Below are 18,151 nucleotides of genomic sequence, written 5' to 3'. Positions count from 1 at the left end.
CGTTAAGCCTTAAAGCGTCGAGGCCCGCGCCCAGGGCCGCGACGGGTCATCAGGCGGTGACGGTGATCCACTCGCCGTCGATCGCGGCCTTCAGCTTGGCCAGCGGCGCGCGGGCCGGGCCCTGGATGACGCTGCCGTCGCTGCCCTTGAAGGAGGAGCCGTGGCAGGGGCATTCGAAGTCGCCGCCGGCCGGGGCCACCGGGCAGCCCGCGTGGGTGCAGGCCGCGTCGTAGGCCAGGACGGTCTTCTCGTCCGGGCGGAAGATCACCACGGCCTTGCCGTTGACCTTGCCGGTGGCGGTCCCGCCCACCTTGACCTCGCTGACCTTCCCCACCTGCACGGGGGTGCCCGCGGGGACGGAAGACGCCGCGGCGTCGCTGGTGGCGGCCGCGTCGGACTCCGGCCCGGAGCAGGCGGAGAGCGTCAGGGCAGTGCCGCCGGCTGCTCCGGCGCCAAGCAGCAGGGAACGTCGGGGGAGCATCTGTTCAGCATTCATGGCCCCATTCTGCCAACCGGCGCTGGGAATTGGCTGCGGGCCTACACACCGGAAACTTGAAAGTATTGTTTCACTCTTAGTGAACCCGGTGTGATCGGGGGCACATCGGGTGTTGAATCGGACCATGCCTTCAACCGAAACGCCTTCGACCGGCGGGCTCCCGCAGACACCCTTCCACGACCTGGACCACTACCTGGCTATCCCGCGCCTCAGCGGCCTCGCGATGAGCCCGGACGGCCGGCGCCTGGTCACCTCCGTCGCCACCCTGAACGATAAGGGCACCGACTACCGCACCGCGCTCTGGGAGATCGACCCGGCCGGGACGCGCCCGGCCCGTCGGCTGACCCGCAGCGCCAAGGGCGAGGCCGGAGCCGCGTTCGCCGCCGACGGCACCCTCTACTTCACCTCCGAGCGACCCGACCCGGAGAACCCCGACGCCGACGCCGTTAAGGCCCTCTGGGCGCTGCCGGCCGACGGCGGAGAAGCGCGCCTGGCTCTCTCCCGCGCCGGCGGGGTCAGCGGCGTGCTGGCCGCCCGGGACGCCGACGCCGTGTTCGTCACCGCCCCGGTGCTGGCCGGTTCCATGGACGAAACCGATGACGAGGAGCGCCGGAAGGCCCGCAAGGACAAGAAGGTAGCCGCCATCCTGCACACCGGCTATCCGGTGCGGTACTGGGATGCCGACCTCGGTCCCGGCCAGCCGCGGATCTTCGCCGTCGAACCCGGCACGGAACCGGAGAACGGCACCCCGGGAACGGTCGACGCCGCCACCCCCGCCACCCTGCGCAACCTCACCCCGGAGGCGGGCAGCGGGCTCCGGGAGGCCGATATGTCGGTCAGCCCGGACGGGAAGACCATCTACAGCAGCTTCACCCGGCCGCTGGCCAACGCCGACTCCCGGATCGTCCTGGTGGCCGTGGACGTCGCCACCGGCACCACCCGCGTCCTGCTGGATGAGCCGGGCATGAGCTACTTCCCCGGCCCCGTCAGCCCGGACGGGAGCACCCTGGCCGTGCTCAGCGAAACCGACACCACCCCGGAACAAGCGCCGCAGGTCCGGCTGCACCTGCTGGACCTCACCGGACCCGACGCGAGGCTCAGCCCGCTGGCGGAAGGCTGGGACCGTTGGCCGCGCCCGGCCGCCTGGTTGCCGGACGGATCGGCCCTGCTGGTCACCGCGGACGAGGACGGGGCCACCCCGGTGTTCCGGGTGGACGTGGCGGACTCCGGCACCGGCGCCCCGTCCGCTTCACCGCGCCGGCTGACCGACGACGCCGCGGCCTACACCGACGTCGTCGTCTCACCGGACGGGCAGCATGCCTACGCGCTCCGCAGCTCCTACGAATTCCCCGCCGAGGCGGTCCGGATCGACCTCGCCTCAGGCGACGTCACCCGGCTGCCCGCCCCCGCCGGGCGCCCTGCGCACCCGGGCCGGCTGGAGCGGGTGGAAACCACCGCCGCGGATGGCCGGCGGGTCCCCGCCTACCTGGCCCTGCCCGACGACGCCTCGGCGGAGAGCCCTGCTCCGCTGTTGCTCTGGATCCACGGCGGCCCGCTGGGCTCCTGGAACGCCTGGACCTGGCGCTGGAACCCGTGGCTGCTGGTGGCCCGGGGCTATGCCGTCCTGCTCCCGGACCCGGCCCTGTCCACCGGCTACGGCCAGGACCACATCCAGAGCGGCTGGGGCGAGTGGGGCAAGGCCCCCTTCACGGACCTGATGGCCATCACCGACGCGGTCGTGGACCGGCCGGACATCGACCAGACCCGCACCGCGGCGATGGGCGGCTCCTTTGGCGGCTACATGGCCAACTGGGTGGCGGGCCAGACGGACCGGTTCAAGGCGATCGTCACCCACGCCAGCCTCTGGGCACTGGACCAGTTCGGCCCCACCACCGACGCGGCCCAGTACTGGCTGAAGGAAATGACCGAGGAGATGGCCGCGGCTAACTCCCCGCACCTGTTCGTGGAGAACATCCGCACCCCCATGCTGGTGATCCACGGCGACAAGGACTATCGGGTGCCGATCGGCGAGGGCCTGCGGCTCTGGTACGAGCTGCTCGCCAAGTCCCAGCTCGCCGCGGACGGGGATGGCCGCACCGACCACCGGTTCCTCTACTTCCCGGACGAAAACCACTGGATCCTGCAGCCGCAGCACGCCAAGGTCTGGTACGGCGTCATCGAGCACTTCCTCGCCCGGCACCTGCTGGAGGAGGACATCGCGGTGCCCGCGGAGCTGGGCGTCTAGCCCGGCGGGGAGGCGGGAGAAGCACGGGGGCGGCGGGGCGGAGCCGTAGGATGGGGCTGTGACTGAGCCCATCCGGATCCGCCCTGCCCGCACCCATGACGTCGCCGCGATCAAGACCCTCGTGGCGCCCCTGGCGGACCAGCGGATCCTGATGGCGAAGGAGACGGTCGCCTACTACGAGAGCCTGCAGGAGTTCCGGATCGCCGAATCGCCCGACGGCGAGGTCATCGGCTGCGGCGCGCTGCACGTGATGTGGGAGGATCTGGCCGAGGTGCGCACACTGGCCACCTCCGACGCGTGGCGCGGCAAGGGCGTGGGTCACCAGCTGGTGGAGCACCTGCTGGACGACGCCCGCGCGCTGGGCGTCTCCCGGGTCTTCTGCCTGACCTTCGAGGTGGAGTTCTTCAAGCGCCACGGTTTCGCCGTCATGGCGGACCAGACGGCGGTGGACCCGGTGGTCTACTCCGAGCTGCTGCGCTCCCACGACGAGGGCGTCGCCGAGTTCCTGGACCTGGCCCGGGTCAAGCCCAACACCCTCGGCAACACCCGGATGATCCGCGCCTTGTAAGGGCCACCCGGCCTCTTCCGCCACCTCCACTCGGTGGATAAACTGATGCCGGCCCGGCGGGGAAGGGCCGCCGTCGTCCGGAGGCAGACTGTGCATCACCGTGTCATCTTTCCTGACTTTTCCGCGTTCCAGATGTCCGTGGACGCCCCTCCGCTGCCGCCGTGCGACGCTCCGGCCTACGACGGCGGAGCAACGGACGGCGCCGGCGGTGGCGGTGAAGCCGGCGGCGGCTTGCGCCCCGGCCGGCGGCTGCCCCCGCAGGAGGGACTGGGGCCGGACGCGTGGCCGGAATTCCCCTCCGCAGTCCCGCCCGGCCCCGGAGCCTACCGCGGGCCGGACGCCGGTAGTAGGGTTCAACCAAAGCAGCCAGGACACCATCCAGGAGCGCAGCCATGAAGAAACTCATCAACGATCCCAAGGCCGTGGTCGACGAATCAGTGGAGGGCTTCGGGCTCGCCCACGCGGACCTCGTCACCGTCCACCCCGACCCGAAATACATCGTCCGCAAGGACGCCCCGGTGGCCGGGAAAGTGGGCCTCGTCTCCGGCGGAGGCAGCGGCCACGAACCCCTGCACGGCGGCTACGTCGGGAAGGGCATGCTGGACGCCGCGGTCCCCGGCGCCGTCTTCACCTCGCCGACGCCGGACCAGATCCTGCCCGCCACCCTCGCCTCCAACTCCGGGGCCGGCGTCGTCCACATCGTGAAGAACTACACCGGCGACGTGCTGAACTTCGAGACCGCTGCCGAACTCGCCCAGGCCGAGGGAGTTGAGGTCCGCACCGTGCTGGTCAACGACGACGTCGCCGTGCAGGACTCGCTCTACACCGCCGGGCGGCGGGGCGTGGGCGGCACCGTCCTGGTCGAGAAGATCGCCGGCGCCGCGGCCGAACGCGGCGATGACCTGGATGCCGTCGCCGCGATAGGGGACAGGGTCAACCAGAACGTGCGCAGCATGGGCGTGGCGCTGACCGCCTGCACGGTCCCGCACGCGGGTGTCCCCAGCTTCGAGCTGGAGGACAACGAGATCGAGATCGGCATTGGCATCCACGGCGAACCCGGCCGGCAGAAGATCCCCATGGAGCCCGCGGACGGCATCACCGACCGCCTCCTGGACCCGGTGGTCAGCGACCTGGGCCTGGCGTCCGGGGACAAGGTCCTCCTGTTCGTCAACGGCATGGGCGGCACCCCGCAAAGCGAGCTCTACATCGTCTACCGCCGCGCGGTGCACCGGCTCGAGGAGCAGGGCGTGCGCGTGGAGCGCTCGCTGGTGGGCAACTACATCACCTCCCTCGAGATGCAGGGCTGCTCCATCACCGTTCTGAGGCTCGACGACGAGATGACAGCCCTCTGGGATGCACCCGTGCACACCGCGGCCCTGCGCTGGGGCGCCTGACCGTGGGGCTGGACGTCGGCTGGGCCGTCCGCTGGCTGACCTTGTCGGCCGAGGCCATGGCCGAGCACCGGGTGGAACTGATCGAACTGGACCGGCCCATCGGGGACTCGGACCACGGCGAGAACATGGACCGCGGCTTCAAAGCCGTAATGGACAAGCTCGCCGAGGCGCCCCCGGAAACCGCCGGAGCCGCGCTGAAGCTGACCGCCATGACGCTGATGTCCAAGGTGGGCGGAGCCGCGGGACCGCTGTACGGCACCGCTTTCCTGCGGGCGGCGACCGCCCTCGGTGACGCCGCGGACATCGACGCCGGCACGCTCGCCACGGCGCTGACGGCAGCCCGGGACGGGATCGTGGCCCGCGGCAAGGCCGAATCGGGGGACAAGACCATGGTGGATGCCTGGACCCCTGCCGTCGACGCGGGCTCGGCGGCTGCCGGGGCCGACGGCGGAAGCCCGGGACGTGTGCTGGCCGCGGCGGCTGACGCCGCGGAGGCCGGGGCCGTCTCCACCGACCCGATGCAGGCGCGGAAGGGCCGCGCCAGCTATCTGGGGGAGCGCAGCATCGGCCACCGCGACCCGGGGGCCGTGTCCACCGCCCTGATCCTGCGCGCCGCCGCCGAGGCTGCGGAGGGCGCCGCATGACGGTGCGGCTGGTGGTGGTCTCACACAGCGCGAAAATCGCCGAGGGCGCCGTTGAACTCGCCGCCCAGATGGCGCCGGACGTGCCCATCATCGCGGCGGGCGGCACCGACGACGGGCGGATCGGTACCAGCTTGGAGAAGGTCATGGCCGCGCTGGAACAGGCCGACGGCGGCGAGGGCGTGGTGGTCCTCACGGACCTGGGCTCCGCCGTGATGACTGCGGAATCTGCCGTGGAGTTTGCCGCGGACCCCGGTTCCATCCACCTGGCCGATGCTCCGCTGATCGAGGGCCTGGTGGCGGCCGCGGTGTCCGCGCAGACCGGAGCCGACGCGGAGACCGTGAAGGAGGCGGCCGAGGCCGTCTACCGGCCGCCGGAGCACCACCACGTCCATGCGGAGAGCGCCGCGGCTCCGGACGCGCAGGGAGACTTCGAACTGGTCAACAAGGCCGGCATGCACGCCCGGCCGGCCGCCAAGATCGCTGGGAGCCTCGCGGGAATGGACGCCACGGTCACCATCAACGGCGTCGACGGGGAGTCCATGACGGAGCTGATGATGCTGGGTGCCGGGCAGGGCACCGTGCTGCACATCGAGGCCAGCGGTCCGGACGCGGTCAAGGCCGTCGACTACCTGGGCGGACTCATCAGCGACGGGTTTGGTGAGCCCTAGGCTTCACCTAGTTCGTCTGGGCGCTCAGGCCGGCAGCTGCAGCCCGGCCGGATGCTGTTCTGCCAGGCCGTCGGCCAGCAGCCCGGCCACGGCACGCTCCAGCTGTTCCGGCGGGGCATTCAGCCGGTGCAGGGCGGCCAGCGGGATACCGATCCCGACAGGCGTGAACCCCAGGTCGGCGGGCGCGCGGTCCAGCAGCTCCCTGGGCACCGGTGCCTCGGCAACACGCAGCACCGCGACCACAGCCCCGCGGACCTGGCGGTCCGTGCCGTGCCAGGCCTGGCCCTTGGGGGTGTAAGTGGGCGCGGGTTCCCCGGCGGCCAGCCAGGCGCACGCGTCCCGGACCGGACACTGCCCGCACTTCGGTGAGCGGGCGGTGCAGACCAGGGCTCCGAGTTCCATCACAGCGGCGTTCCAGCGCACCGATTCCGGCCCGCCCTCGGGCAGCAGCTCCGCCGCGAGGCGCATCTCCGCGGCGGTGAGGGCCGGGGCGGGCAGCGCGGCGCCGCCGATCAGCCGGGCGTGCACCCGGCGGATGTTGGTGTCCACCACCGTTTCGCGGCGGCCGAAGGCGAAGGCGGCGACGGCAGCCGCGGTGTAGGTTCCGACGCCGGGCAGCGCCAGCAGCTCCGGGTAGGTGCCGGGCACGTCGCCGTCGTGGTCATTGACGATCGCCGCCGCGGCAGCGTGCAGCCGCAAGGCGCGCCGCGGATAGCCCAACCGGCCCCAGGCGCGGACGGCCTCGCCGGGGGCTTCCTTGGCCAGGTCGGCCGGTTCGGGCCAGAGCCGCAGCCACTCCTCCCACACCGGAAGCACCCGCACTACCGGGGTCTGCTGCAGCATGATCTCGCTGACCAGGACGCCCCAGGGGGTGCGGTCCGCCTCGCGCCACGGCAGGTCCCGGGCCGTGTCCGCGAACCAGGAGTCCAGGGCAGCGTGGAGCTCCGCCAGCCGGCCGGCGGGCGGAGCGGCGGGGGCGCCCACTGCCTGCGCGGCGGGTGAGCCGGGCGCGGTGGGGGCGGCCGTTGTTTCGGGGGAGGGAGTCATTGTTTTGATCGGACCAGCTTAATAGAGACGCGCACCATAGCCGGACCAGCGGCGTGGTGGTGCGTGATCGGAGGCGCGGTTCTCTAGCCTAGAAGAATGGTCAGGCAAGGCAACGCTCGCGGTACGGCCCGGAAACCGGGTAAAGCCGTCTACCGCCGTCGACGCCTCCTTGCTGGCGCCGTCCTGCTCCTGGTCCTGGCGCTCGCCGTGGCCGGTGTCGTGTCCGTCTCCAATGCCCTTTCCGGCGGCTCTTCCGACGACGCAGGGCAGGCAGGCAGCGCCAACGTTAGCGGCGCCACCGCGTCTGCCGCCGCGTCCGGGACGGCCTCCGCCGGCGCCTCAGCGTCCGCTAGCCCGACTGCCTCCGCGACGCCCAGCCCGACGTCGGCCTGCGACGACAAGCTGATCACCGTCAGTGCCGCCACGGACAAGGCCGTCTACGGTCCTGGCGAGAACCCGCTGCTGACGCTCAAGGTCACGAACGGCAACCAGGTCCCCTGTGAGGTCAATATCGGCACTTCGCAGATGGAGTACGTCGTCACCAGCGGCGCGGACCGGATCTTCTCCTCGGCGGACTGCCAGGCCGAGAGCGGCGACCTGGTGAAGTCGATCGGACCCGGCCAGAGCGAGACGGCCAACTTCCCGTGGGCCCGGAACCGGTCCGTCGACGGGTGCAAGGCAGTCGCGGCGCAGCCCGGAGGCGGCGGCGCGTACTACGTCTTCACGGCGCGGCTGGGGAACAAGACCAGCCCCAAGGCCGTCTTCCAGCTCGGCTAAGCCTGCCGGTCTCGAGGAGAAAACCCGGCGGAGCCGGTTGAGGGAGCCGGTTTAGCGGAGCCGGTTTAGAGGAACCGGTCCAGCAGGCTGGCCTCCGCCATCCGGCTCAGGCCCTCGCGGACGGTCCGGGCGCGCTGGTCGCCGATCCCGTCCACGGTCATCAGGTCATCGATGGTGGCCGCCATCAGGAACTGCAGGCCGCCGAAGTGGTCCACCAGCCGGTCGGCCACGGCCTTCGGGACCGCCTTCAGCCCGGACAGCAACCGGTAGCCGCGCGGCTGGACGACGGCGTCGAGGTTGGCCTCCCCGCCGGCGAACCCGACGATCCCGGCGATCTTGCCTAGGTCGATCAGCTCCGTCGAATCCAGGCTGACGAGGGCCTTGACGGCCTTGTCGATGTCCTCGACCGAGGCGTGCGGGCCCGAGTAGTCCCGGATGATCACGTCGCTGCCGGGACCGCGGCCCACGGTGAGCTCGTCCAGCTGCAACGACAAGAGGCGGCCGTCCTCGCCGAGTTCCAGCACGTACTGGGAAATTTCCTCGGAGATCCGGCGGACCATCTCCTGGCGCTGCAGGGTCACGGCGACGTCGCGGACGGTCACCATCGCCTCGATTTCCAGGGCGGACAGGGAACTGGTGACCTGGTCCAGCCGCGACCGGTACCGCTCAAGGGTGGCGAGGGCCTGGTTGGCGCGGGCCAGGACCTTCTCGGAGCCCTCCAGCACGTGCCGCAGCCCGTTGACGTACAGGGCGATGATCTGCATCGACTGGCTCACGGAGATGACCGGCACGCCGGTCTGGATGGCGACGCGCTCGGCGGTCCGGTGCCGGGTGCCGGTCTCCTGGGTCTCGATGCTGGAATCGGGCACCAGCTGCACTCCGGCGCGCAGGATGTTGCTGGCGTCCTTGTCACAGACGATCGCGCCGTCCATTTTCGCCAGTTCCCGCAACCGGGTGGGGGAGAAGTCGATGCCGATCTCGAACCCACCGGAGCAGATGGATTCGATGGTCCGGTCCATGCCCAGCACGATCAGCGCGCCGGTGCGGCCGCGCAGGATCCGTTCTAGCCCGTCCCGAAGGGCGGTGCCGGGGGCCACCCTGGCCAGCGTCGCCTTGAGTGCGTCTTCGGGGCTCCGAGCCATGGGTGTTTCCCTTCAAAGGTGCAGGCCGCTGCCTGCTGTGCGCCGGATCCGCGGATTTCACGCGGTGGCCGGTCAGAACAAAAATGCCCGGTCGCCCGGTAGCACCATCATAGGGGTACGGTGCCCCGTTTTCCGCACGGACAAGCCCCAAAGTGGTCCATGGGAGCACTCCGGCGGGGCCCGGAAAGTGCTCTTCCCGCGGACCCCGGCGGACCGCATTTTGGGCTCCGCCGGGGCTGTCCCGCCCCTGCGATAAACTGGAGTCCTGGGTGTATCGCGGGCTCTCCGCGCAGTGAACCCGCCCCAAGCCGCAGCGAAAGTAGCACCGTGTCTCAAGATGTCCACAGCCCCGCCCGAGTCCAGGAGATTCACAAGCAGGCGGGCCGGCGCCGGACCTTCGCAGTCATTTCCCACCCCGACGCCGGTAAGTCCACGCTGACCGAGGCGCTGGCGCTGCACGCGAAGGTGATCGGCACCGCCGGTGCGTCCAGCGGCAAGGCCAACCGCAAGGAAACGGTCTCCGACTGGATGCAGATGGAAAAGGACCGCGGCATCTCCATCAGCTCCGCGGCGCTCCAGTTCGCCTACCGGGACACCGTCATCAACCTGCTGGACACCCCCGGCCACGCCGACTTCTCCGAGGACACCTACCGCGTGCTCGCGGCCGTTGACTGCGCCGTCATGCTGGTGGACGCGGCCAAGGGCCTGGAAACCCAGACCATGAAGCTCTTCGAGGTCTGCAAGCAGCGGAACCTGCCCATCATCACCGTGATCAACAAGTGGGACCGCCCCGGCCTGGACGCGCTGGCGCTGATGGACGAGATCACCGAGCGCACCGGTCTGCAGCCCATGCCGCTGACGTGGGCCGTGGGCATCTCCGGCGACTTCCGCGGCGTCTGGGACCTGCGCAACGACCGCTTCGCCCGGTTCCAGCGCAACAACGCCGGCGCCAACATCGCCCTGACCGACTACTTCACCCCGGAAGAGGCCGCCGAGAGCCAGGGCGATGACTGGTCCAACGCGGTGGACGAGGCCGGGTTGGTCATCGAGTCCAACCTCGCGTTCGACGTCGAGGCCTTCCACGCCGGCAAGGCCACGCCCATCCTCTTCAGCTCCGCGGCGCTCAACTTCGGCGTCAAGGAGATCCTGGATGCGCTGGTGGACTTCGCCCCGCCCGCCGCACCCCGCCCCGACGTCGACGGCGACCCGCGGCCGGTGGACGCCCCGTTCGCCGGCTTCGTCTTCAAGGTCCAGGCCGGCATGAACAAGGCCCACCGCGACCACGTCGCCTTCATCCGGGTCTGCTCCGGCGTTTTCGAACGCGGCATGGTGGTCACCCAGGGCCGCACCGGGAAGTCCTTCGCCACCAAGTACGCCCAGCAGGTCTTCGGCCGCGAACGCGAGGTGATCGACGAGGCCTTCCCCGGCGACGTCGTGGGCCTGGTCAACGCCTCCGCGCTGCGGGTGGGTGACAGCCTGTTCCTGGAGCAGCCGGTGGAATTCCCCGCGATCCCGCTGTTCGCGCCGGAACACTTCCAGGTGGCCCGCTCCAAGGACCCCAGCCGCTTCAAGCAATTCCGCCGCGGCATCGAACAGCTCGAGCACGAGGGCGTCATCCAGGTGCTCCGCTCGGACATCCGCGGCGACCAGGCACCCGTGCTCGCCGCAGTCGGCCCCATGCAGTTCGAGGTGGTCGAGGACCGGATGGCCCACGACTTCAGCGCCCCGATGCGGCTGGAGCGGCTGCCTTACTCGCTGGCCCGGATTACGACGGCGGACGCCATGCCCGCGCTGGCCAACGTCACCGGCGCGGAGGTGCTGCTGCGCTCCGACGGCGAGTACCTGGCCCTCTTCAACGACGTGTGGGCGCTGCGGCGGATCGAGAAGAACCTGCCGGACCTGACGCTGGTCCCGATCGGCACCCACAACCCCGCGAAGTAGCCACCGCATCACCTGGCCCGGACGCCCGGGGACCGCGGCGAAATAAACGCCGCGGCCCCTATCATTCCGGCGATTCCGCGTTATCATAAGTAACCTTGCTAATTTGCGGGCGCCGGCCCCAGGCCAGCTCACAGCACCGATCCGCCGAGGTTCAGCGGACCCCGAACGAGGGAACACCTACACGCGTTGACCATCACCATCGAACCGGGCTCCCTGTTTGGAGGGCGCTACCGGATTGAGTCCCTGATCGGCCGGGGAAGCCAGTCCACCGTCTACCGGTGCTACGACCAGCAGCTGCGCCGAGAGGTAGCCGTGAAACTCTTCCGCGCCGACCCGGAAGGCCCCGGTGCCGTCCGGCTGCAGCGGCAGGAGGCCCGCATCCTCGCCGGAATGAGCCACCATGCCCTGGTGATGCTGCTGGACGCCGGTTCGGACCACGACGACGACGGCCAGGAACTCAGTTACCTGGTGATGGAGTTCGTGCCGGGCCAGGACCTGCGGCACCGAACCCTGCGCGGGCCGCTCTCTGCCGCGCATATGGCACACATCGGCTACGACCTGGCCGAAGGCCTGTCCTACATCCACCACCACGGCGTGGTGCACCGGGACGTCAAACCCGGAAACGTCCTGCTGGTGGACTACAGCAACCAGGACCGCAGGCCGCGGGCCAAGCTCACCGACTTCGGCGTCGCCTGTTTCGCGGATGCTCCGGAGGACGACGCGGAAGACGGCGGCACCTCCGGAACGCCCGCCTACCTCAGCCCCGAGCAGGCCTCAGGCGGCCCGGCCGGTCCCGCCAGCGACGTTTACTCCCTGGGTCTGGTGCTGTTGGAGGGCCTCACCGGAAACATGGCTTACCCCGGCGCGCCGATCCAGTCCGCCGTCGCGCGGCTCCTTCACGACCCGAAAATCCCCGACGGGCTCGCGCCGAAATGGGCGGAACTGCTCGCCTCCATGCTCTCCAGGGACCCGGCCGATCGGCCCGCGGCAAGGGAGGTGGCGCTGGCCCTGCGCCAGGAAATCATCAGCACCTCCGGACGGCGGCGCCGTGGGGCCCCGGTGCCCGACGAGGCCGGAAGGATGCTGGCCGTGGAGCGCTACGGCATCCTGGACACGCCCGCGGACGGCTCCTTCGACCGGATCGCGGCGCTGGCCGCCCGTGTCTTCTCCGTGCCGGTGGCGATCATCAGCATCGTCGACCACGACCGGATCTGGTTCAAGGCACACCACGGCACCGACGTGAGCGAGATCGGCCGCGACCCAGGGCTCTGCGCCTCGGCCATCCTCCAGGACGGCCCCTGGATCGTCAACGATGCCACCCACGACGCGCGGACCCTCGCCAATCCCTTGGTGGCCGGCGACTTCGGGCTGCAGTTCTACGCCGGCATCCCGCTGCGGACCCCCGACGGCTACAACCTGGGCACCTTCTGCATCCTGGACCGGGAGCCCCGGGACTTCAGCGAGGAGGAGACCCGCACGCTCGAGGATTTGGCCGCCCTGGTCATGAACGACCTGGAGCTGAGGCTGCGCGGCCGGGAGCTGGCCGCGGGCTGATCCGCCCGGGCCAGGGAGGCAGCGCAACCGGCGCCGCTAGTGCCTGCTGAGCTAGCGCCTGCCCGCGTTCAGCGCCAGTTCCAGCTCGAAGCGCGCCACCGGGTCCTCCAGCGCGTCGCCGAACAGCTCCCGCAGCTGTACCGCGCGGTACCCCACGGTCTGCGGGTGGATCCCGAGCTCCGCGGCCACCGGGCCCCGCTGGCCCCAATGCCGGAGCCAGGACAGCAGCGTCTCGGCCAGCCGTTCGCGCTGCGCGGGACGGAGTCCCTCCAGCGGCGCCAGACGCCGGCTGGCCAGCTCGGCGATGGCCGACGGTTCGGCGCCCAGCACCACTGCGGCCAGGTGCTCGTCCGCCCAGATTGGTGGATCCTCCGGGCCGTCGCGGTGCGGCAGGACCGACGCGGCCAGCACGGCCAGACGCAGTGAGTCGGGCACCTTTTCCCAGCCCCCGGCCGGCCCCACCGCGGCACCGCGGCCGCGCAGCGCGTTGTCCACGTCCCGCCGCGCGGCCGCCGAACGGGGCGCGGGGACCAGCACGACGGCGTCGGTCTCCCGTTCGATCACCAGGGTCCCGGGGCCCAGCCGCAGTCGCAGGCCCGCCGCCCGGTCCAGCGGCAGCGTCACCACGCACATCCGCCGCGGCAGCGCCCAGTCGGCCATCGCGGCGGTCTGGCGGAGGGCCGCCTCGTCCGCCTGGCCGAGCAGCAGCAGGTCCAGCAGTTCAGTCCGGCGGCGGTCCACCGCGCCCGCCCGCTCCGACTGTTCGAACGCGTAGGCCTCGGCGCTGACGGCGGACAGCTCGTCGATGTAGGCCAAAATCGATTCGCCCAGGTCCACCACCACGTTCTGGCCCAAGTGCTGCTCCATCGAGACCTTGGACATCTCCCGGAACGTCACCCGGGCGCCCATCCGGTAGGCGCTCAGCAGCGCGTCCATGCTCCTGCCCTGGCGGAATTCGCCGCTGCCAAGCCCTGCCACCAGCTCCCGGCTTTCCTCCGAGAGAGCCGGCAGCGCCGTGCCGGGCAGCTGCAGGAAGCGGTCCAGGGCCGCGGCCACCCCGCGCCTCAGCCCCCGGCCGAAGCGGCCCTCGATGGGACGGGCGTAGGCCGGCACCAGTTGCGGCACCGCGTCGATGATGGCCTCCACGATGCCCGGCATCCGGGGCCGGAGCACGTCGCTGACCTCCGTGGGCAGGGCCAGCCAGGGCGGGTCATAGGCGGGGTAGCCGGTGCCGGAGGTGGGTGCCGCATCCATGGTGGACTCCAAAAACTGTTGTGGAGAGATAGTTTCTACATCTCGATCGTATGCCCTGGGTGAAGAATTATGACTCCTGCCGACATACACTTGATAAATGATCCGGCTCCGTAAGCTGGCGCGCGCCGCATCTCTGCTGACCACCCCGCTAGCCCCAGAAGACATTCTGTCGCTATTCAACCCCGTGTTTTCCGCCCGCCAACTGCGCGGCGTGGTCACCAGGGTGGTCCCGGAAACGGCCGACTCCGCCACCATCTTTTTCCATCCCGGCCGCGGCTGGCAGGCGCACCGCGCCGGTCAGTGGGCCCGCATCGGCGTCGAACTCAACGGCGTCCGCCAGTGGCGTTCCTACTCGCTCAGCGCACCCGCAGGCGAGGATCCCGCCATCACGGTCACGGACATGGGCGCCGTCTCCGGCGCGCTGGTCCGCAACACCAAGCCCGGTGACGTACTGTTCCTGGCTCCGCCGCAGGGCCACTTCGTCCTCCCCGAGCACCCGCGGCCCCTGCTGATGCTCACCGCCGGCAGCGGCATCACCCCGGTGATGTCCATGATCCGCACGCTGGTCCCGCACCGGCCCGATGCCGACGTCGTCCTCATCCACACCGCCCGGACCCGGGAGGACTCGATCTTCCTGGAGGAGCTCGCCGAGCTAGCCGACCAGTTCCCCAATTTCACGGTGACCCACTGGTTCACCGGCGAACGTGGCCGGGCGGACTTCAGCTCCAGCACCGAGCTGGACCGGCTGTGCCCGGACTGGCGGGACCGGGCCGCCTACGCCTGCGGTCCGGAGGGGTTCCTTGACGATGCCGAATCGCTCTGGGCGATCGAATCGGGCACCAACGAGCCCGGAACCGACCTCACGATTGAACGCTTCAGCACCAACCTGGGCGGCGGCGAGGGGCATGACGGCGGCCTGGTCACCTTCGAGGCCTCCGACCGTGAGGTCGAGGCCGACGGCGCCACGCCGTTGCTCGACGTCGGTGAGGACGCCGGCGTGCTGATGCCCAGCGGTTGCCGCATGGGCATCTGCCACAGCTGCCTGACCCCGCTCCGGGCCGGCCAGGTCCGTGACCTTCGCAGCGGCGAGGTGCACGGCGAGCCCGGCCAACTTATCCAGACGTGTGTCTCGGCAGCCGCCGGGCCCGTGAACCTCGACCTCTGAGGAGAGCCACCCTATGACCACGCTTGCAGAAAAGCCCACCGTCGACGGCGAAGCCGCCGCTCCGGCAGCCGCCGTCGCCAAGCCCCGCAAGGGCGCCCTGGCCGAAACCGGCAGCCCGCTGGTCCGGCCGCCGGCCGCCGCCCACCTCTCCGACGAACAGGTCGCGGAACTCGGCCGCGAGCTGGATGCCATCCGGGACGCGGTGCTGGCCAAGCGCGGCGCCGAGGACGCCGCGTACATCCGCCGGATGATCAAGATCCAGCGCGGGCTCGAGATCTCCGGCCGAGCGGCCTTGCTGGTGAGCAAGAACAAGGCGGCATGGGCCACCGGCACCACCCTGCTGAGCCTCGCCAAGATCCTCGAGAACATGGAACTGGGCCACAACATCCTGCACGGCCAGTGGGACTGGATGCGCGATCCGGACATCCACTCCACCACTTGGGAATGGGATTTCGTCACCCCGTCCCGGTCCTGGCAGCACACCCATAACGACCTCCACCACCGCTGGACCAACGTGGTCGGCAAGGACAACGACATCGGATACAACCTGCTCCGGATGGATCCGCAGCAGGAATGGAAGCCCTTCAACCTGGGCAACCCGGTCTACAACGCCCTGCTGGCCCCGGTCTTCGAATGGGGCATCGCCGTCTACGATCTGGAGCTCGTGGAATACCGCGAGGGCAAGAAGAGTAAGGAGGCCCTGGTCAAGGACCTGAAGGCCCTCGGCATCAAGGCGGTCAAGCAGTTCACCAAGGACTACGCCGCAACTCCCGCCGTCGCCATGCTCAGCGGCTCCGGCAAGCAGGCCCTCTACGGCACCCTGGCCGCCAATGCCATCCGCAACGTCTGGGCCCACGCGGTGATCTTCTGCGGACACTTCCCGGACGGCACGGACACCTTCACGGAGGAAATGGTCGACGGCGAGACCCGCGGCGACTGGTACGTGCGCCAGATGATCGGCTCGGCCAACATCTCCGGCTCACCGTTCATGCACCTGATGACCGGCAACCTCTCGCACCAGATCGAGCACCACCTCTTCCCGGACCTGCCGTCCAACCGGTACGCCGAGGTTGCGCCCAAGGTCAGGGACATCTGCCGCCGGTACAACCTGCCCTACAACACCGGCCCCATGTGGAAGCAGGTCGGCTCCACCTGGGCCAAGATCTTTAAGCTCGCCCTGCCGCCGAAGAAGGCCTAGCAGCTTCGTAGTTCCCGTTTGACCCGAAAAGGGGCGCCCGCCATTCCGGCGGACGCCCCTTTTCGTGTCTGTTCGGCCTAGCGCACCTGGGCCGGGTTGAGGGTCAGGCGCCGCAGCCACTGGGCGTTCAGCGCAACCACCACCGTCGAGGCGGACATCAGGATGGCGCCGGCGGCGGGGGAGAGGACGAACCCGGCGAAGGCGAGGACTCCGGCGGCGAGGGGCACGGCGAGGACGTTGTAGCCGGTGGCCCAGATGAGGTTCTGCCACATCTTCCGGTAGCTCGCCCGGGACAGGTCCACCATGGACAGCACCGCCCGGGGATCGTTGCCGGCCAGCACCACCCCGGCGGATTCCACCGCCACGTCCGTGCCGCCGCCGATCGCGATGCCCACCTCGGCCCGGGCCAGGGCGGGGGAGTCGTTCACGCCGTCGCCCACCATGGCCACCTTCAATCCCCGGGCCTGCAGTTCGGCAACCTTCTTGTCCTTGTCCGCCGGCAGGACCTCGGCGAAGACCTCATCGATGCCGAGTTCTTCCGCCACGGCATCCGCCACCTGCCGGGCATCGCCGGTGATCATTGCCACCCTGATGCCGCGGCGCTGCAGGGCCTCGACCGCCTGCCGGGATTCCTCCCGCACGGCGTCCTCGAGGCCGACTGCGCCCAGCACCCGGTCGCCCTCCACCAGGTGCAGGACGGCCGCGCCGCGGCGGACCCACCCGGAGGTGGCTGCCGCCAGGTCCGCGGGCTCCGCCAGGCCCAGTTCCTTCAGCAGCGCCGGTCCGCCGACGTGGAGCCGGCGGCCGCCGACGTCGGCCCGGACGCCGCGGCCGGTCAGGGAGGTGAAGTCCCTGGCCGCCGGAACATCGAGCCCGCGTCCGCGGGCGGCGGTGACGATTGCACGGGCCACCGGGTGCTCGCTGTCGGCCTCCACCGCGGCCGCCAACGCCAGGACCTCGTCCCGGTCCGAACCCTCCGCAGCGGCCACATCCCGGACTTCCGGGGCGCCCTTGGTGAGCGTTCCGGTCTTGTCGAAGAGGACCACGTCGACGGTGCGCATCCGCTCCAGGGCCATCCGGTTTTTAATCAGGACGCCGGCACGCGCGGCCCGCTCCGTGGAGATGGCGATCACCAGCGGGATGGCCAGGCCCAGGGCGTGCGGGCAGGCGATGACCAGGACGGTGACGGTGCGTTCGACGGCGTCGGCCAGGCTGCCCAGCAGCGTCCAGGCGATGAAGGTCACGACGCCGGCGCCTGCGGCGAAGTAGAACAGGAACGCCGCCGCCCGGTCCGCGAGGGCCTGGGCCTTCGAGGAGGAGGACTGCGCCTCGGCCACCAGCCGCTGAATCCCCGCCAGTGCGGTGTCCTCGCCGGTGGCCGAGACCCTTACCCGGACGCTGTTGTCCGTCGCGATGGTCCCGGCCACGACGGCGTCACCGGGGGAGCGCAGGACGGTGCGGGACTCGCCGGTGATCATCGATTCGTCGAACTCGGCCTGGCCTTCCGTCACCTCGCCGTCGGCGGGCATCCGGCCGCCGGGGCGGACCAGGATCGTGTCCCCTTCGGCCAGGTCGGAGACCTTCACCGTCTCGGTGCCGCCGTCCGTGACCCGTTCCGCCTCGTCGGGCAGCAGGGCGGCCAGGGCATCGAGGGCCCCCTGCGCCGAGCCCAGGGCGCGCATTTCGATCCAGTGGCCCAGCAGCATGATGACCACCAGGAGCGCCAGCTCCCACCAGAAATCGAGGTCGAAGCCGCCGAGGCCCAGGCTGGTCGCCCAGGACGCGAGGAAGGCGACCGTAATGGCCATAGCGATCAGGAGCATCATGCCGGGCTTGCGGGACTTCAGCTCGCTGACGCCGCCCTTGAGGAACGGCTGGCCGCCGTACAGGAAGACCACCGTGCCCAGCACCGGCGGAATCCAGGCGGAGCCGGGAAACTGCGGGGGTTCGTAGCCCAGCAGGTGGCCGAACATCGGGCTGAACAGGACCACGGGGACGGACAGAACCAGGTTCAGCCAGAACTTGTTCCGGAACATCGCCACGCTGTGCCCGGCATGC

Annotated in this window: 15 protein-coding genes; 10 read left to right on the top strand and 5 right to left on the bottom strand. The window is 70.4% G+C overall.

The window, feature by feature from the left end:
- Positions 1-49 precede the first annotated feature (49 nt).
- Entirely contained in the window at positions 50-496 is a 447-nt protein-coding gene (locus tag AB0305_RS19410; RefSeq protein WP_364135932.1) for a Rieske (2Fe-2S) protein, read from the bottom strand.
- A gap of 124 nt (positions 497-620) precedes the next feature.
- On the opposite strand from AB0305_RS19410, the gene AB0305_RS19405 reads away from it, so the two are divergent.
- From AB0305_RS19405 to dhaM, 5 genes are all read left to right on the top strand, one after another.
- Positions 621-2,741 (top strand): alpha/beta fold hydrolase, encoded by a 2,121-nt coding sequence (locus AB0305_RS19405; RefSeq protein WP_364135935.1) that lies wholly within the window; start codon positions 621-623, stop codon positions 2,739-2,741.
- Between the two features lie 58 nt (positions 2,742-2,799).
- Entirely contained in the window at positions 2,800-3,309 is a 510-nt protein-coding gene (locus AB0305_RS19400) for an amino-acid N-acetyltransferase (RefSeq protein WP_290256999.1), read from the top strand.
- Positions 3,310-3,701: 392 nt separating this feature from the next.
- Positions 3,702-4,703 carry a dihydroxyacetone kinase subunit DhaK gene (gene dhaK, locus AB0305_RS19395; RefSeq protein WP_364135937.1) on the top strand — a complete coding sequence of 334 codons (1,002 nt, stop codon included), beginning with the start codon at positions 3,702-3,704 and terminating at the stop codon, positions 4,701-4,703.
- 2 nt (positions 4,704-4,705) lie between these two features.
- Positions 4,706-5,347, top strand: a complete 642-nt coding sequence (gene dhaL, locus AB0305_RS19390; RefSeq protein WP_290256997.1) for a dihydroxyacetone kinase subunit DhaL — start codon at positions 4,706-4,708, stop codon at positions 5,345-5,347.
- A complete protein-coding gene (gene dhaM, locus AB0305_RS19385) occupies positions 5,344-6,015 on the top strand; it encodes a dihydroxyacetone kinase phosphoryl donor subunit DhaM (protein ID WP_364135940.1) in 672 nt (223 codons plus the stop codon). The genes dhaL and dhaM overlap by 4 nt, the downstream gene beginning before the upstream one ends.
- A gap of 24 nt (positions 6,016-6,039) precedes the next feature.
- Here dhaM and AB0305_RS19380 read toward each other — a convergent pair whose 3' ends face one another.
- The gene (locus tag AB0305_RS19380) at positions 6,040-7,062 is read right to left on the bottom strand and encodes an A/G-specific adenine glycosylase (protein ID WP_364135942.1); all 1,023 of its coding nucleotides are present in this window, start codon (positions 7,060-7,062) and stop codon (positions 6,040-6,042) included.
- Positions 7,063-7,158: 96 nt separating this feature from the next.
- Here AB0305_RS19380 and AB0305_RS19375 point away from each other — a divergent pair, with 96 nt between their 5' ends.
- On the top strand, positions 7,159-7,839 hold the full coding sequence (locus AB0305_RS19375) for a hypothetical protein (protein WP_364135944.1): 681 nt from the start codon (positions 7,159-7,161) through the stop codon (positions 7,837-7,839).
- A gap of 65 nt (positions 7,840-7,904) precedes the next feature.
- Here AB0305_RS19375 and disA read toward each other — a convergent pair whose 3' ends face one another.
- Positions 7,905-8,981 (bottom strand): DNA integrity scanning diadenylate cyclase DisA, encoded by a 1,077-nt coding sequence (disA, locus tag AB0305_RS19370; protein WP_290256993.1) that lies wholly within the window; start codon positions 8,979-8,981, stop codon positions 7,905-7,907.
- Positions 8,982-9,308: 327 nt separating this feature from the next.
- Here disA and AB0305_RS19365 point away from each other — a divergent pair, with 327 nt between their 5' ends.
- A complete protein-coding gene (locus AB0305_RS19365) occupies positions 9,309-10,922 on the top strand; it encodes a peptide chain release factor 3 (RefSeq protein ID WP_290256992.1) in 1,614 nt (537 codons plus the stop codon).
- 186 nt (positions 10,923-11,108) lie between these two features.
- Entirely contained in the window at positions 11,109-12,476 is a 1,368-nt protein-coding gene (locus AB0305_RS19360; protein WP_364135948.1) for a GAF domain-containing serine/threonine-protein kinase, read from the top strand.
- Positions 12,477-12,527: 51 nt separating this feature from the next.
- Here the strand turns inward: AB0305_RS19360 and AB0305_RS19355 are convergent, their stop codons facing one another.
- Entirely contained in the window at positions 12,528-13,730 is a 1,203-nt protein-coding gene (locus AB0305_RS19355; RefSeq protein ID WP_364135951.1) for a helix-turn-helix domain-containing protein, read from the bottom strand.
- A 97-nt stretch (positions 13,731-13,827) separates the two neighbouring features.
- Between AB0305_RS19355 and AB0305_RS19350 the strand changes: the two genes are divergently transcribed.
- Together AB0305_RS19350 and AB0305_RS19345 are read left to right on the top strand one after the other, a co-directional pair.
- Positions 13,828-14,895, top strand: a complete 1,068-nt coding sequence (locus AB0305_RS19350) for a ferredoxin reductase (RefSeq protein ID WP_364135953.1) — start codon at positions 13,828-13,830, stop codon at positions 14,893-14,895.
- A gap of 13 nt (positions 14,896-14,908) precedes the next feature.
- The gene (locus AB0305_RS19345) at positions 14,909-16,093 is read left to right on the top strand and encodes an acyl-CoA desaturase (RefSeq protein WP_364135955.1); all 1,185 of its coding nucleotides are present in this window, start codon (positions 14,909-14,911) and stop codon (positions 16,091-16,093) included.
- A 77-nt stretch (positions 16,094-16,170) separates the two neighbouring features.
- Here AB0305_RS19345 and AB0305_RS19340 read toward each other — a convergent pair.
- The coding region (locus tag AB0305_RS19340; RefSeq protein ID WP_366173693.1) for a heavy metal translocating P-type ATPase at positions 16,171-18,151 on the bottom strand (1,981 nt) is incomplete at its 5' end.

This window comes from Arthrobacter sp. NPDC080086 (assembly GCF_040702285.1).
This window is presented reverse-complemented; position numbering and strand designations above follow the sequence as displayed.